The organism is Pseudothauera hydrothermalis (assembly GCF_003345255.1).
GTDB classification, from domain to species: Bacteria; Pseudomonadota; Gammaproteobacteria; order Burkholderiales; family Rhodocyclaceae; genus Pseudothauera; species Pseudothauera hydrothermalis.
Window position 1 is genome coordinate 1,203,878 of record NZ_CP029331.1, and the last position, 15,047, is coordinate 1,218,924.

The 15,047-nt window shown below is 62.7% G+C and carries 17 protein-coding genes; 3 read left to right on the top strand and 14 right to left on the bottom strand.

The genetic code is table 11. The features are described from left to right. Window positions 1-5: 5 nt before the first annotated feature. Window positions 6-596 (bottom strand): LemA family protein, encoded by a 591-nt coding sequence (locus tag DIE29_RS05875; RefSeq protein ID WP_102041976.1) that lies wholly within the window; start codon window positions 594-596, stop codon window positions 6-8. Between the two features lie 141 nt (window positions 597-737). Here DIE29_RS05875 and DIE29_RS05880 point away from each other — a divergent pair, with 141 nt between their 5' ends. Next, the gene (locus DIE29_RS05880; RefSeq protein WP_102041975.1) at window positions 738-956 is read left to right on the top strand and encodes a hypothetical protein; all 219 of its coding nucleotides are present in this window, start codon (window positions 738-740) and stop codon (window positions 954-956) included. A 56-nt stretch (window positions 957-1,012) separates the two neighbouring features. On the opposite strand, the gene DIE29_RS05885 is transcribed toward DIE29_RS05880, so the two are convergent. From DIE29_RS05885 to DIE29_RS05940, 12 genes are all read right to left on the bottom strand, one after another. Beyond that, complete coding sequence (locus tag DIE29_RS05885) at window positions 1,013-1,447, bottom strand: DUF1841 family protein (protein ID WP_102041974.1); 435 nt, start codon at window positions 1,445-1,447, stop codon at window positions 1,013-1,015. Window positions 1,448-1,465: 18 nt separating this feature from the next. Beyond that, window positions 1,466-2,098: an endonuclease III gene (nth, locus tag DIE29_RS05890; protein ID WP_102043215.1), complete on the bottom strand. Its 633-nt coding sequence runs from the start codon at window positions 2,096-2,098 to the stop codon at window positions 1,466-1,468. A gap of 7 nt (window positions 2,099-2,105) precedes the next feature. After that, a complete protein-coding gene (locus DIE29_RS05895; protein WP_102043214.1) occupies window positions 2,106-2,819 on the bottom strand; it encodes an electron transport complex subunit E in 714 nt (237 codons plus the stop codon). A gap of 5 nt (window positions 2,820-2,824) precedes the next feature. After that, on the bottom strand, window positions 2,825-3,499 hold the full coding sequence (locus DIE29_RS05900) for an RnfABCDGE type electron transport complex subunit G (protein ID WP_102041973.1): 675 nt from the start codon (window positions 3,497-3,499) through the stop codon (window positions 2,825-2,827). Next, window positions 3,496-4,503 carry an RnfABCDGE type electron transport complex subunit D gene (locus DIE29_RS05905; protein WP_102041972.1) on the bottom strand — a complete coding sequence of 336 codons (1,008 nt, stop codon included), beginning with the start codon at window positions 4,501-4,503 and terminating at the stop codon, window positions 3,496-3,498. The genes DIE29_RS05900 and DIE29_RS05905 overlap by 4 nt, the downstream gene beginning before the upstream one ends. A 15-nt stretch (window positions 4,504-4,518) precedes the next feature. Continuing rightward, a complete protein-coding gene (gene rsxC / locus DIE29_RS05910) occupies window positions 4,519-6,234 on the bottom strand; it encodes an electron transport complex subunit RsxC (protein ID WP_102041971.1) in 1,716 nt (571 codons plus the stop codon). Continuing rightward, on the bottom strand, window positions 6,231-6,782 hold the full coding sequence (rsxB, locus tag DIE29_RS05915) for an electron transport complex subunit RsxB (RefSeq protein WP_102041970.1): 552 nt from the start codon (window positions 6,780-6,782) through the stop codon (window positions 6,231-6,233). Before rsxB ends, rsxC begins: the two co-directional genes overlap by 4 nt. Window positions 6,783-6,881: 99 nt before the next feature. Beyond that, the gene (gene rsxA, locus DIE29_RS05920) at window positions 6,882-7,466 is read right to left on the bottom strand and encodes an electron transport complex subunit RsxA (protein ID WP_102041969.1); all 585 of its coding nucleotides are present in this window, start codon (window positions 7,464-7,466) and stop codon (window positions 6,882-6,884) included. A gap of 90 nt (window positions 7,467-7,556) precedes the next feature. Next, a complete protein-coding gene (locus tag DIE29_RS05925) occupies window positions 7,557-8,594 on the bottom strand; it encodes a quinone-dependent dihydroorotate dehydrogenase (protein WP_114649454.1) in 1,038 nt (345 codons plus the stop codon). A gap of 124 nt (window positions 8,595-8,718) precedes the next feature. Further along, a complete protein-coding gene (locus tag DIE29_RS05930; protein ID WP_102041967.1) occupies window positions 8,719-9,471 on the bottom strand; it encodes an arginyltransferase in 753 nt (250 codons plus the stop codon). Window positions 9,472-9,533: 62 nt separating this feature from the next. After that, complete coding sequence (gene aat, locus DIE29_RS05935; protein WP_102041966.1) at window positions 9,534-10,241, bottom strand: leucyl/phenylalanyl-tRNA--protein transferase; 708 nt, start codon at window positions 10,239-10,241, stop codon at window positions 9,534-9,536. Then, entirely contained in the window at window positions 10,238-11,353 is a 1,116-nt protein-coding gene (locus DIE29_RS05940; protein WP_102043213.1) for an ABC transporter ATP-binding protein, read from the bottom strand. Before DIE29_RS05940 ends, aat begins: the two co-directional genes overlap by 4 nt. 227 nt (window positions 11,354-11,580) lie before the next feature. Between DIE29_RS05940 and DIE29_RS05945 the strand changes: the two genes are divergently transcribed. Together DIE29_RS05945 and DIE29_RS05950 are read left to right on the top strand one after the other, a co-directional pair. Then, window positions 11,581-13,161: an ABC transporter permease gene (locus tag DIE29_RS05945; RefSeq protein ID WP_237269545.1), complete on the top strand. Its 1,581-nt coding sequence runs from the start codon at window positions 11,581-11,583 to the stop codon at window positions 13,159-13,161. 133 nt (window positions 13,162-13,294) lie between these two features. Continuing rightward, the gene (locus tag DIE29_RS05950; RefSeq protein WP_102041965.1) at window positions 13,295-14,296 is read left to right on the top strand and encodes a cytochrome-c peroxidase; all 1,002 of its coding nucleotides are present in this window, start codon (window positions 13,295-13,297) and stop codon (window positions 14,294-14,296) included. Between the two features lie 82 nt (window positions 14,297-14,378). Here the strand turns inward: DIE29_RS05950 and DIE29_RS05955 are convergent, their stop codons facing one another. Further along, on the bottom strand, window positions 14,379-15,047 hold the full coding sequence (locus DIE29_RS05955; protein ID WP_108080245.1) for a histidinol-phosphatase: 669 nt from the start codon (window positions 15,045-15,047) through the stop codon (window positions 14,379-14,381).

Genomic DNA, 15,047 nt, shown 5'->3' on the forward strand with positions numbered 1-15,047 from the left:
ACCGCCTAGTTGAAGCTCACCTTCACCGGCTGGCGCGCCACGCTGTCATCCAGGGTCCATTGCTCGGCCGGTTTGAAGCCGAAGCTGTTGGCCACCAGCGAGTCGGGAAACTGCTCGCGCTTGATGTTGTACGCCGTCACGGCATCGTTGTAGGCCTGACGGGCAAAGGCGATGCGGTTTTCGGTACTGGCCAGCTCTTCCTGCAATTGCGCCATGTTCTGGTTGGCTTTGAGGTCCGGATAGTCCTCGGCCAGGGCAAAGAATCGACCCAGTGCGCTGCCCAGCACGTTTTCGGCACCCATCAACGCCTGCATCGCCGTGGTATCGCCCGGATTGTCCTCGGCGCGCCGCGCCGCGGATTGGGCCTGGTTACGCGCCTGGATGACCGCTTCGAGCGTGTCACGCTCATGCTGCATGTAAGCCTTGGCGGTTTCCACCAGATTAGGAATCAGGTCATAGCGCCGTTGCAACTGCACGTCGATCTGTGAAAAGGCGTTCTTGACCCGATTACGTAAGGCGACCAAGCCGTTGTAAATGACCACCAAGTAGCCGGCGAGGACGACGACAATGGCGATGACAATCCAGGTGCTAGACATGCCGTAGCGCTCCGCAAAGGTTTCGGAACTCGCATGCTACCGTGTAAATGAGGCGCGGCAACAGCGGCATGTGGGCGTGGAGCGGTTGAAGCGTGGCGACTGAAGACCTATTGTGTGCACACCATCAGGCCGCGCCCCATCATGTTCAGCGTTCGTTTGCCGTTTGCCTCCGGGCTATTGCTGCTGGGTATCGTGCTGTCGTCGTCCCCGGCGTCGGCTGCGCCTGCGCCGTGGTATTTGTGGCGCAGCAAGGCCGACGGTGCTTTGTATTGCGCGCAGGTGCCGCCTGGGCCGGGCTGGGAGCGGGTGAGTGGGCCGTTTGCCGATCTGCGCTGCGAACGGCCGCTTCTGGGGCGTTGAGCGGGTGAAACGGCCCGCAGGGGAGGTGCTTCGCCGGGCGCGGGCAAGCGCGGTGCTTAGCCGAGGGTGCTGGCGCGCCGGCGTACGCATTCAAGGTAGGCCGCGCCGTCCGGCGGTGCGTTGTGGCGCTGGGCGTTGAATACTGTTTCGCCCAGGCATTCGAGCACCTCATGCAAGGCGGCGTGGCGGTCGCCGCGGCGCAGTTGCAGGCTGGCTACTGCGGCACGGATGCCGGGCGGCTGATCGATCGAGAGCTGTTCTTCGATTGCCAGATGCAGCGACAGGTGCAGAAAAGGGTTGATCTGCCCATCGTCCGGACTGAATTCACGGTCGATTGCGGCCGGGTCTTCCAGCACGCGGTGGTATTCCGGATGCAAGGCGATGATGTCGACCGCGATCGATTCCAGTGCGCTCAGCGCTTCGCCGGCGCGCCGCTTGCGCCAAGCCTGGATGAAGAAGTTGCGCACCTGCTCGCGCGAGGGATTGAACATGGTTTCGGTCTCCGGCGTTCAGGCGGTTTTATCGCGATATTGGCACAGATCGCGCACGATACAGGCGGCGCAGTCGGGCTTGCGGGCGGTGCAAACATAGCGCCCGTGCAGAATCAGCCAGTGGTGGGCGTCTTTGAGGTAGTTTTTGGGGATGCGGCGCATCAGCGCCTGTTCCACGGCCAATACGTCTTTGCCGGGGGCAAGCCCGGTGCGGTTGGCCAGACGAAAGATGTGGGTGTCGACTGCGATGACCGGATCGCCGAATACGGTGTTGAGCACCACATTGGCGGTCTTGCGGCCGACGCCGGGCAGGGCTTCGAGCGCGGCACGATCATGCGGCACCGCACCGCCGTGGCGTTCCAGCAATTGGCGTGACAGCGCCACGGTGTTTTTTGCCTTGGTGCGGAACAGGCCGATGGTCTTGATGTATTCGGCCACGCCTTCTTCACCCAGGGCTGTCATCGCCTCCGGGGTGGGGGCAGCGGCAAAAAGCTTGCGGGTGGCGAGGTTGACGCTTTTGTCGGTGGCTTGAGCCGAAAGCACCACTGCCACCAGCAATTGGTAGGGTGTGCGGTATTCGAGTTCGGTCGTGGGGTGAGGGTTGGCCTCAGCGAGCCGGCGGAAAAACTCGCCGATGGCCGCACGCTTCATCATGCGCTCAACCCGCCGCTGGCGCGCCGGTCGGCTTGTCTTGCGCAGCCGTGGCGGCCGCCGGATGCCGCTGGGCACGCTGACGCGCACTGGCACGTTGATTGATCCAATTGAATAGCGCAATCAGCACGCCAAGCGCAAAGAAGGCGCCCGGCGGCAGGATGGCAATCAAAAAGCCGGGATAATCTTCGCCGAATACCTCGATGGCCGACAGCGCGGGAAAAAGTAAATCGATGCCCGACAACAGCGTGCCACTGCCGATCAACTCCCGCAGGCCGCCCAACACAGCCAGTACCCACACCAGACCAAGGCCCATCATCACGCCGTCTATCGTGGAGCTGATCGGATCGTTCTTGGCCGCATAGGCTTCCACCCGGGCAAGCACGATGCAGTTGGTGACGATCAGCGGAATGAAGATGCCAAGTACCAAATACAAGCCATGGAGATAAGCGTTAAAAGCGAGATCCACCATGGTGACCAGGGCGGCGATGATGAGGATGAACACCGGAATGCGGATTTCATAGGGAATGAAGTTGCGCAGGCTAGCGACCGCCAAATTGGCCACCGCCATCACTAGAATGGTTGCCAGCCCCAAGCTGACTGCATTGACCATGCTGGTACTGATCGCCAGGATCGGGCACAGGCCAAGCAACTGCACCAAGCCGGGATTTTGTTTCCACAGGCCGTTATGAGCGGTTTCGCGCAATCTTTGCATGTCCATGGCAATCATTCCTTGGCAGTCAGGGTACTGCCGGAAGCGGCGGCAAACAGCGCATCGCGATGCGCCACCGCAAAGGCAAGCGCACGACCGGTCGCATGGGTTACTGCGCGGGCGCTGATCGTGGCGCCAGTGTGGGCATCGAACACGCCGCCGTCACGCTTGACTTTCCATACGGCCGGCGCGACATCTTCCATGCCGATGCCGGCAAACTGGCCGATCCACGGCCGTTCTTTGTTGCGGTCTTTCTTTGGGTCGATGTAGTCGCCCAGACCTGGAGTTTCTTTGTGGCGGACGACACGCACGCCGCCGATACGCCCATCGGAGGTGACCGCGAGAATTAGGTCGATATCGCCTCCGTAGCCGTCGTGGGCCACCGCTTCGAGCACCAAGGCCACTGGCGCGCCGTCCTTGCGCGCGCGATAGACCACGCCGCCGCCGTCCAAGCCGAGTGCCGGGGTGGGGCCAAGTTTGACCATGTCTTCGAGGAGCGCGTTGTCGTAGCGGTCGGCTGGCAATACCTCATTGATGAGGCGCATCTTTTCTGCCTGAGCCGAGGCTTCGATGGTGGGGCGGGTGAGCCGGTAGGTGTAAGCCATGGCCGCAGTAAATAGCAGGCTGAAAATCAGCATGATGGCTGCGGTGCGCAGCGCGGTACGCACGGCCGTATAGCGGGCGCTCATGGGCGATCTCCGCGATGACCGAACACGCGCGGCTGGGTTTTCATGTCGATCAGCGGCACGCACATGTTCATCAGCAATACAGCGAAGGCGATGCCTTCCGGGTAGGCGCCGAAATTGCGGATCAGGTAAGCGATGATCGCTACGCCCGTAGCGAACAACAGTTTGCCGCGTGGCGTGGTGGCGCCCGAGACCGGGTCGGTCACAATGAAGAAGGCCGCCAGCATGGCGCCGCCACTGGCCAGATGAAATAGCGGCGAGGCGTATTGTTCCGGATGCACCAGCCAAAACAGGCCAGCGATGACAGTCAGCGCAACGATGAAGGCGCTCGGCATGTGCCAGGTGATGACGCCGCGCGCCAGCAGAAAGAGCCCGCCGAGCAGATAGCCGGCCGCTACCCATTCCCAGCCACGTCCGCCGAGTGCCCCGAAAGCCGGCTGCTGTTGCAGCAGCGTGGCCACATCGCCCGCGCCCGTCCGCAGGCCGGTACGCAGGGCGTCCAGCGCGGTGGCACCGGTGATGGCGTCCAGGTTGCGTGCACCGCCCAAAATGAGCTCGAGCTGGGTGGCAAAATCAAGCTGGCCGGCCGGCGGCCACTGCGACATCAGCGCCGGATAGGCAACGATCATCGTGCAATAGGCCACCATTGCCGGGTTGAAAGGGTTTTGTCCCAGGCCGCCATAAAGGTGCTTGGCGGCGACGATGGCCACCAGGACCGCCAGCGTGGTCAGCCACCACGGTACGATGGTCGGCAGACAAAGCGCCACCAGCCAGGCGGTGACCAGTGCCGACAAATCGCCCAGAGTGCGCATGACCGGCCGCTTACGCAGGCGCAGCATCAGCGCTTCGGCGGCCAGCGCCACGACACTGGCAAGCAACAGGTTGACTAAAATGCCGGCACCGATCTGCCACACATAGGCGGCAATGCCGGGCACCAGCGCCAGCAGCACGGTCAACATCACCTGCTGAACGCTGGCCGGTTTACGAATGTAGGGGGAGTGGATCATGGCGTCGGCAGACGGTCATGCGTCGCGCGCAGAGGCGGAGTTTTTTTCATCGGCGATGGGCGCTGAGGCCGACTCGGGCGCCGGGTCGGTCGCCTCGGTGAGCCCGAGCGTTTGACGGCGACGGTCGATTGCGGCGATCTCCGCCAAGGTCTCAGGGCTCAGATCGTCTGTGTTCTTCGGCGCGCTGGCGGCTTTTTGCGCTTTGGCGCGCGCCAGCGCCGCAGCAATCAGAGCTTTTTTGGGGTCTTCTGCAGCGGCTAAAGCCCCATCGCCAGCGGCCGGCTGCTCGGCCAGCTTGGCGCGCGTTTCGGCTGCCTTGGCGGCAAGCTTGGCCGCTTTTTCTTCCTTTTCGCGCTCTTGACGCCAGTTCCGGAACTCGAATCGTTCGCGGGCCTGGTCAGCGGCCTTTTTGTCTTTTTCGCGCGCCCAAATTTCGCTTTTGGCAAAGCGGAAATAGTCGACCAGTGGAATGTGCGATGGACACACATAGGCGCAGCAGCCGCACTCGATGCAGTCGAACAGGTGGTATTCCTGCGCTTTGCCGAAATTTTTGGCGCGTGCATGCCAATACAGCTCGAAAGGTTGCAATTCGGCCGGACAGGCGCGCGCGCAGGCGCCGCAGCGGATGCAGGCTTGTTCCGGCGGCGGATCGGGGAAGAGTTTTTGCGAAGCGGAAATCAGGCAGTTGGTGGCTTTGACCACCGGCACGGTCAAGGCCGGCAGGGCAAAACCCATCATCGGGCCGCCCATGATGATGCGGTCGGTATCCGCGCGCCGCGGGCCGGCCAGCGGCAGTAGTTCTTCCACGGGTGTGCCAATCAGCACTTCAAAATTACCGGGTTGGTCCACGTTGCCGGTCAGGGTCAGCACCCGGCTCACCAGCGGCTCACCAAAATGCATGGCGCGATAGACCGCGTAGGCCGTGCCGACGTTGAAGCACTGCACGCCAAATTCGCCGCCCAGCCGTCCATAAGGCACCTCAATACCGGTCAACACCCGGATCAGTTGTTTCTCGCCGCCTGCCGGGTAGAGCGTGGGGACGGCCACCACTTCGACGTTGCCATCCATCGTTTTGGCTGCCTCGCGCATCGCGGCAATGGCCTCGGGCTTGTTGTCCTCGATGCCGACGATCAGGCGCGGCGCGCCGATGAGTTCGCGCAGAATTTGCGCGCCAGCCAGAATGTCCGCGGCGCGCTCGCGCATCAGGCGGTCGTCGCAAGTAATCCAGGGCTCGCATTCGGCGCCGTTGAGAATCAGCACGTCGATGCCGCGACCGGTGCCAAGCTTGATATGACTCGGAAATGCAGCCCCACCCAGGCCGACGATGCCGCAGTCGCGCAAATGGGCCAGCGCCTGGTCGCGCGAGTGCGCGCGCCAGTCGAAGGGCGCATGCTCGATCCAGCGGTCCTCGCCGTCCGGCTCGATGACTACCGACAGCGTGTCCAAGCCCGAAGGGTGAGGCATCGGGTGATTGGCAACTTCGATTACCGTGCCCGAGGTGGGCGCGTGCACCGCGGTACCCAGCACACCTTCAGGCGCGCCGATGCGCTCGCCCTTGAGCACCTTCTGACCGGCCGCGACCAGGCATTCCGAAGCGGCGCGCGCGCTTTGGCGTAATGGCACCACCAGCCGGGACGGAATGGGCGCTGGCCGGATTGGGCTGCCGGCCGATTCGCTTTTGTGAGACTCAGGCTTGATGCCGCCGTGGAAACCGAACAGACGCGCGATCATGCAAACTTCCTAAGTTCCACCACCGGGTATTTCCATTTCCAGTTTTCCACGGTCTCCGGTAACGGCTTCATGGTGATGCAATCGACCGGGCACGGCGCAACACACAACTCACAGCCGGTGCACAGTTGTTCCACCACGGTATGCATTTGCTTGGCGGCACCAATGATGGCATCCACCGGGCAGGCCTGGATGCACAGCGTGCAGCCGATGCAGGTTTGTTCGTCGATGAAGGCCACCGCCTTGGGTTTTTCCACCCCGTGCTCTTCCGACAATGGTTTGAACTCGCGCCCGAGTAGATCCGCAAGCTTACGGATGCCTTCCTCGCCGCCTGGCGGGCACTGGTTGATGTCGGCTTCGCCGTTGGCGATGGCCTGGGCGTAGGGTTTGCAGCCGGGGTAGCCGCACTGTCCGCATTGGGTCTGCGGCAAAATGGCGTCGATTTTGTCGACCAGCGGATCGCCTTCCACCTTGAAGCGGATCGATGCAAAGCCGAGTGCTGCGCCCAGCACGACGGCGATTCCGGCCATGATCAGCAGTGCGGTCAGCATAGGGTCAACGCGGGCGGGTTTGGGCGCAAAAGGGTGGAGAATAAGAGAGCGCGAATATTGTTTTTTTGCTCAAGATCAGAAGTCACGCGCACTGCGCCATCACTGGAAGCGATCCAGGCCGGTAAAACCCATGAAAGCCAAGCTCATGAAACCGGCGGTGATCATGGCGATTGCCGTACCCTTGAATGGCTGTGGCACATCGGCGCCGTCCAGGCGTTCGCGGATGCCAGCGAACAGCACCAGCGCCAAGGTGAACCCCAGCGAGGAACCGAAGCCGAACAGCAAGGATTCGAGCAGATTGTGGTTGAGGCCGACGTTGAGCAAGGGCACGCCAAGCACCGCGCAGTTGGTGGTGATCAGTGGCAGATAGATGCCCAAAACCTGGTGCAGCAAGGGGCTGGTCTTTTGGATGACCAGTTCGGTGAACTGCACGATCGCGGCAATGACTACGATGAACGACAGGGTGCGCAGGTAGGCGAGATCATAGGGCTGCAGCAGATAGTGGTCGATCAGGTAGCTGGTGCCCGAGCCCAAAGTCAGCACGAAGGTGGTCGCAGCGCCCATGCCGACCGCGGTTTCCAGCTTTTTGGACACCCCCATGAACGGGCATAGTCCCAAAATGCGGGTAAACACCACGTTGTTGACCAGGACCGCGCCGAGGACGACGAAAAGATAGCTGCTCATGACTGGCTAGCCGCACGTAACCGCAGGATTATCCCCTGCCGCACTGCGGCGCTCAACCCCGCTGGCGGAATAGGTTTATGAACGCTGGTGCTATGCAGCAACCGGCGGTGCGGGCGGGCGCAGGCCGTCGGTGGCGCGCACGCATTCACGCACCAGCGCTGGGCCGCGGTAAATCAGCCCGCTATAGAGCTGCACCAGGCTGGCGCCGGCTTCCAGCTTGGCACGTGCGGTGCGTCCGTTGGTCACACCACCGGCGGCAATGATCGGCAGCTCGCCGGCCAACGCTGCCGCCAGTTTGACCACCACGGCGGTAGAAGCCTCGAACAGGGGCGCACCGGACAGCCCGCCTTGCTGCTCCGCAAAACGCACTCCTTGCACTTTGTCGCGCGCGGTCGTGGTATTGGTGGCGATCACGCCATCGATGCGATGGCGGCGCAGCGCATCGGCGATATGGATGATTTGTTCTTCGTCCAGATCCGGGGCGATCTTGAGGGTCAGCGGTACATAGCGCCCGTGCCGGTCTGCCAGCCGCGCCTGGGCGGCCTTGAGTTTTTTCAATAGATCGTCCAGTTCCGACTGGTCCTGCAGCTTGCGCAGGTTTTCGGTGTTGGGCGAAGAGATATTGACCGTGACATAGCTGGCCAAGGGATAGACCTTTTCCAGGCAGGCCAAGTAGTCATCGGCGGCGTTTTCGAGCGGCGTGTCGAAGTTCTTGCCGATGTTAATGCCGAGGATGCCACTGAATTTTGCCAGCTTGACGTTGGCCACCAGTGCGTCCACGCCGTGGTTGTTGAAGCCCATGCGGTTGATGATGCCCTGTACTTGCGGCAGGCGAAACAGGCGCGGACGCGGATTGCCGGGTTGCGGGCGCGGGGTGACGGTGCCGATTTCGATGAAGCCGAACCCCATACGCGCCAAGCCGTCGATGGCTTCGCCGTTTTTGTCCAGACCGGCCGCCAGACCGATGGGATTCGGAAAAGTCAGGCCCATCGCGGTAACTGGCGCAGCCGGTGCCGGGCGGCCGGCCGGCAGTGCGCGACCGGCAAGATTCAGGGCGGCAAGGGTGACTTCATGCGCGGTTTCCGCGTCCAGCGAAAACAGCAAAGGGCGGGCGATGTCGTAGAGCATAGTCCGATTCTACCCAAAACGCCGGGTGGCGGTGCGGGTGGGTTCTGAGTGCGCCAGCGCGCCATGCGGGGCATGTCGTCGGCAGCCTGCCGGGTATAGGGCTCAGTGTTGCGGCAAGGGCTCCTCAGCCTGCCTGCAGGCCGGGAAACTCGTGGGCAAATTCCGCCAGAGGCCGCCATTGGCCGCGTACCCGCCCTTCCAGTGCGCTAAAGCGCGATTTGTAGGCCATCTTGGGGCTTTCCGCGATCCAGTAGCCAAGATACACATAGGGCAGGTACAGACGGCGGCAGGTTTCGATTTGCCACAGAATGCCATAGGTGCCGTAGCTAGCCTGCGCCACCTGCGGATCGAAAAAGGTGTAGACGCTGGACAGCCCGTCGGTGAGGCGGTCGATCACGCTGACCATGCGCAACACGCCGTGCTCGCGAAACTCCACCAGGCGGGTGTCGACATGGCTTTGCAGCAGAAAGTGGGCGTATTGCTCCCGATTGTCCTGGTCCATGCCGCCACCGGCGTGGCGCGCGTGCTGGTAACGCTGGTAGAGGGCGTAGTGTTCTTCTTGAAACACAAGCGGGCATTCGGCGGCCTCCAGTGTTGCATGTCGGCGCGCCGCGCGGCGTTGACTTCGATCTGGCCGAAAGCGGTCGACAGCGACCCGTACCGGTACGCAGGCGCGGCAGTTATCGCAGTACGGGCGGTAGGTGAACGTGCCGCTGCGACGAAAGCCGTTACGCACCAGCTCGCTATAGATGTGCGGATCGATCAGATGGCCCGGGGTGGCCACCTGTGATCGGGCCAGACGATCGGGCAGATAGGAGCACGCATAAGGTGCCGTGGCGTAGAACTGGATGAGCGCATACGGGTAATCTTTTTGCATGTCGGTCTCCCCGCGTTGGCGGGCGCTCCGGCACCCGGTTTGTTTTGGGATGGCCGGCGCTCTCAGCGCCAGTCAAACCCTTGCGCGGCGTCTGCCGGCCATCGGCCAGGTGGCGGGCCTGCTACTGTCCAGGTATCCAGACCGCGGCAGAAATCCCGGCGCGGGATCTCCCGTGCGCCCATGGAGAGCAGATGCTGCGTGGTCATCTGGCAATCTATCACGGCGAAATCGCGTGTCTCAAGAAAACGCGCTAGGTGCGCCAACGCTGCCTTGGAGGCATCCGACACCCGGGAAAACATGGATTCGCCAAAAAAAACCCGTCCCAGCGCGATGCCATACAGTCCGCCGACCAGCTTACCGTCGGCCCACGCTTCGACACTGTGGGCGTAGCCCAGTTCATGCATGCGCAGGTAGGCGGCCTGCATGTCTGCGGTAATCCAGGTGCCGCCGCCCGGTTTGCGCGGTGCGGCGCAGGCGGCGATGACCTGTTCGAAGGCGGTGTCCAAGCGGATTTCAAAGCGCGCGTGACGTAGGGTTTTTCTCAGCGAGCGGGCGATGCGGATTTCGGACGGATACAGTACCAGGCGCGGGTCCGGGCTCCACCACAAAATGGGTTCGCCCGGGCTGTACCACGGAAAGATGCCGCGACGGTAGGCGGCCAGCAGCCAGTCGGGCGAGAGCTTGCCGCCGGCGGCAAGCAGACCTTGGGGCGTTCGCAGCGCATGTTCGACCGGCGGGAAATCGGGTCGATCGACCAGCCAAGCAATCATGCCGTGATCTCGGTCAGACCTTGGTCTAGCGCGCTGGCCGGTTCGGCGGTGTCATCATGGAAGGTCACCACATGATCGACCGCCAGGCGGATGCCGATGGCTTCGCCGATGGCGTGATTGTGGTGGCTGGGTACCAGCGACAGCACCTGGGTGCCGCTGGGCAGCGCCAAGGTGTAGAGGATGTCCGCGCCGCGAAAAGCTTTTTTCACCACCCGCGCCTTCAGCGGGCTGGCGTCGTCATGCACGATGTCGTCCGGGCGCAGCAGAACTTCCACCCGGCACTGGCGGTTGCAACGTCCGCAGCCGCTCGAGCATTGCACCGGCACTGCGCTGTTGAGTGTGCCCAGCTCGACCTCCACCTGGCGCTCGTTGAGCACGATGCCTTGCACCAGCACGCCCTGGCCGATGAAATCGGCCACGAAGCGGTTGGCCGGACGGTGATAAAGGTTGTAGGGGGTGTCCCACTGCTGAATGCGCCCCTCGTGCATGATGCCGATTTCGTCGGCGACCGCAAACGCTTCGTGCTGGTCATGGGTGACCAGGATGGCGGTGGTGCCGGTGGCCTGGATGATGTCGCGCACCTCAAAAGAGAGCCGCTCGCGCAGGTCCACATCCAGATTGGAGAACGGTTCGTCGAGCAGCAGCAGGGCAGGGCGGGGGGCCAGCGCGCGCGCCAGCGCGACGCGCTGCTGCTGACCGCCGGAGAGTTCATGTGGATACTTGCTGCCCTGGTCAGCCAAGCCGACGATGTCGAGCAGCTCCGCGACCCGCGCGCGGCGTGTTTCGGGGTTGGCGCCGCGCAGACCGAAACCCACGTTCGCAGCCACGCTCAGGTGGGGAAACAGCGCGTAGTCTTGAAAGACCATGCCAATACGCCGATGTTCGGGCGGCACATGCCGGTTGCGGCTGCTAACCACCTGGCCGTCGAGCCGGATCTCGCCGGCGGTCACCCGTTCGAACCCGGCGATGCAGCGCAGAACGGTGGTTTTGCCACAGCCCGATGGCCCCAGCAGGCAGCCGATACGCCCTTTTCCCAGGCGCAGGCTGAGCTTGCGCACCACGTGGTGGCGGCCAAAGGCAAGTTCAATGTCGATCAGTTCGAGGTGAGGCATGCCGTGATCCAGGCGACGGGGCAACATGCCGGGGATTATTGCACTGCGGTCGGTGAAATGCGATCAATTATAATTTTCGCCACAAACGAATGACCGTGGGCAGGGACGAAAGCGTAATGGACATTGCACAGACAGTGAAGGCAGGCCGATCTGGACTCGCCCAGCGCCTGCGCGGCGACGGCTCCGTGCTCACCGCGGTGGCGGTGCTGATCGCCGTGCTGATTGCCATGCCGGTGCTGTCGGTGTTCTCCAACGTGCTGGTGGGCGGCACCTCGGCCACCTGGGCGCACCTGGCCGACACCGTGCTGGGTGAGTTCGTGCGCAATACCGTGATCCTGTGCATCGGTACCGGTCTGGGCGTGGCCAGCATCGGGGTGACCACGGCTTGGTTAACAGTCATGCATGATTTTCCCGGCCGACGTTTTTTCGAGTGGGCGCTGGTGCTGCCGCTGGCAGTGCCGGCCTATGTGATGGCTTATGTTTATACCGACACGCTGCAGTTCGTCGGCCCGGTGCAGACCTGGCTGCGCGAGCTGTTCGGCTGGCGTGCCGGGGATTACTGGTTTCCCGACGTGCGCTCGGTGGGCGGCGCGGTGGCGATGTTCATGTTCGTGCTCTACCCCTATGTCTATATGCTGGTGCGCACCGCCTTCCTCGAGCGCGCCGCCGGCATGCTGGAGGCCGGACGCTCGCTGGGGCTGGGGCCGTGGAGCAGTTTCTTCCGCGTGTCCTTGCCGCTGGCCCGCCCCGCGGTGGTTGCCGGCACCGCGCTGGCGCTGATGGAAACTTTGGCCGACTTTGGCACCGTGGCCTATTTCGGGGTGCAGACTTTTACCACCGGCATCTACCGGGCGTGGTTTTCGCTGGGCGACCGCATTGCTGCGGCGCAGTTATCGGCCGCGCTGCTGGCCTTCGTCATTCTGGTGCTGCTGCTCGAACGCGCCAGCCGCGGGCGGGCGCGCTTCAACAACACCTCGCGCAGCGCCGCACGGCCGGTGCGCAAGCGGCTGTCGCCAGCCGCCGGTGCGCTGGCCGCCTTGGCCTGCTTCATGCCTCTGTTTCTCGGTTTTCTGCTGCCGGGCTTTCTGCTGCTCAAGATGGCCATAGTCGAGGGCGATGCGCAGTTCGGCGCGCGCTTTGTCGACCTGGCGCGCAACAGCTTCGTGCTTGCCGCGGTGACCGCCGTGCTGGCCGTGGTGCTGGCGGTGCTGCTGGCCTACGCGGCCCGCCTGGCGCGCAGCCGTCTGCCGGAGATGCTCAACCGCGTGGTCGCCCTGGGCTATGCGGTACCGGGCTCGGTGATCGCGGTCGGCGTGCTGATTCCGGTGACCCGGCTGGACCACCAGATCGCCGCAGTCTGGGAGGCGGTCTTTGGGGTCCATCCCGGCCTGCTGCTGACCGGCGGCATCGCTGCGCTGGTGTACGCCTATTTGAGCCGCTTTCTGACCGTGGCGCTGCATTCGGTGGAGTCCAGTCTGAGCAAAATCACCCCCAGCATGGACGATGCCGCGCGCAGCATGGGTTATGGCACCTGGGCGACGTTGGGCCGGGTGCATGTGCCCATTCTGCGCGGCAGCCTTCTTACCGCCGGCTTACTGGTGTTCGTGGATGTGATGAAGGAGCTGCCGGCCACGCTGGTGATGCGTCCCTTCAACTTCGACACCTTGGCCACCCAGGCGCACACCCTGGCTGCGGATGAGCGGTTGAGCGAAGCGTCCACCGCAGCGCTGACCATCGTCGCCGTCGGCCTGTTGCCGATGTTCATTGTTTCCCGGCAGATTGCGCGCGGCGAGCGCGTCAGTACTTGAGCGGGCCGCCCGCGGGGTGCGGTCGCGGTCATCATCCGATCGGCGTATTTGTTGACCGGGATCAAGTTGCGAGCTTTTCCGGTGTTTAGACTTCGTCCAAAGTCTTTAACCGCGAAGAAAGGGAGCAACAACGATGAAACGCACCATTTTTCCCGTTGCCGTTGCGCTGCTGTCAGGCTTGGCCATCCAGAGTGCTCAGGCCGCTACGGACGAGCCGATCCAGGTGATCCGTCCGCCGCAGAATATCAACCTGGGCATGGTCGAGCTGGGCAAGAAACTCTACTTCGACCCGCGTCTGTCCAAGTCCGGTTTCATTTCCTGTAATTCCTGTCACAACCTGTCGATGGGCGGTTCCGACAATCTGCCGACCTCGATTGGCGATAAATGGCAGCAAGGGCCGATCAATGCCCCCACCGTGCTCAACTCCAGCCTCAACGTGGCGCAGTTCTGGGACGGTCGGGCGGCCGATCTGAAAGAGCAGGCCGGCGGTCCGATTGCCAATCCGGGCGAGATGGCTTTCAGTCACACCCTGGCCGTTGGCGTGCTCGAGTCCATTCCGGGTTATGTGCGCGAATTCAAGCAAGTTTTTGGTACCGACAAAATCGATATCGACCAGGTGACCGCTGCCATTGCGGAATTCGAAAAAACCCTGGTGACGCCGAACTCGCGCTTCGATCAGTGGTTGCTTGGCAAGAAAGACGCGCTCAATGCCACCGAGCTGGCCGGCTATCAACTGTTCAAAGACAGCGGTTGTGTGGCCTGCCACAACGGTGAAGGCGTGGGCGGCAACTCCTTCCAGAAGATGGGTATCGTCGAACCCTATAGAGCTTCCAGCCCGGCCGAAGGCCGCATTGCGGTAACCGGCAAAGATGCCGACCGCTTCAATTTCAAGGTGCCGACCTTGCGCAACGTGGAATTGACCTATCCGTATTTCCATGACGGCGCAGCCAACACCCTGACCGAAGCGGTGGACATCATGGGCCGTTTGCAGTTGGGCAGGAAATTCACCGAGGAAGAAAACGCGCAGATCGTGGCCTTCCTCAAGACGCTCACCGGGGATCAGCCCAGCTTCACCCTGCCTATTCTGCCGCCGTCTTCCGACAGCACGCCGCGCCCGCAGCCTTTCGGCAATTAAAAGCGGCGCAAACGGCCGCGCACTTGCGGCAAAGACCGACGGGGGCAGCAGCCCCCGTTTGACTTTTCATCGATCCAAAGACTCAACCGCCATGCAGCGAAATGACTGGCCAGCCGTGCCGTGCTGCGTGGGCACGCAAGGTGGGGTCCGGGTCGACCGCAACGGGATGGCTGACTCGGTTCAGCAGTGGCAGATCGTTGTGCGAGTCGCTGTAAAACCAGCTTTGTTCAAAGCTGCCGAAATAAAGCCCCAGTGATTCCAGCCAGGCTTCCACGCGCTCGATCTTGCCGGCTTGAAATGCCGGGGTGCCGCGTGGTTTGCCGGTAAATGCGCCGTTTTCCATGGCTGGAATGGTTGCAACCAAGTGTTCGATGCCGAACGCACGCGCAATCGGCCCGGTCACGAAGGCGTTGGTGGCGGTGACCACGGCGACCAACGCTCCGCGATCCAGATGGTGGCGCACCAAATCGCGCGCGGGCTGGCCGATCATCGGCGCAATAGTCGATTGCATGAATTCCCGATGCCAGGCGTCCAATTGGGCGCGTGGATGGCGGGCGAGCGGGGCGAGCTGAAAGTCGAGAAACTCGAAAATATCCAGCGTGCCGGCTTTGTACTGTTCATAAAAGGCGATGTTCTTGGCCTCTTGCACTTCGCGGTCGAGCACGCCTTTACCGATTAAAAATTGCGCCCAGGCAAAATCCGAGTCGCCATTGAGCAAGGTGTTATCGAGATCGAAAAGAACCAGGTCCAC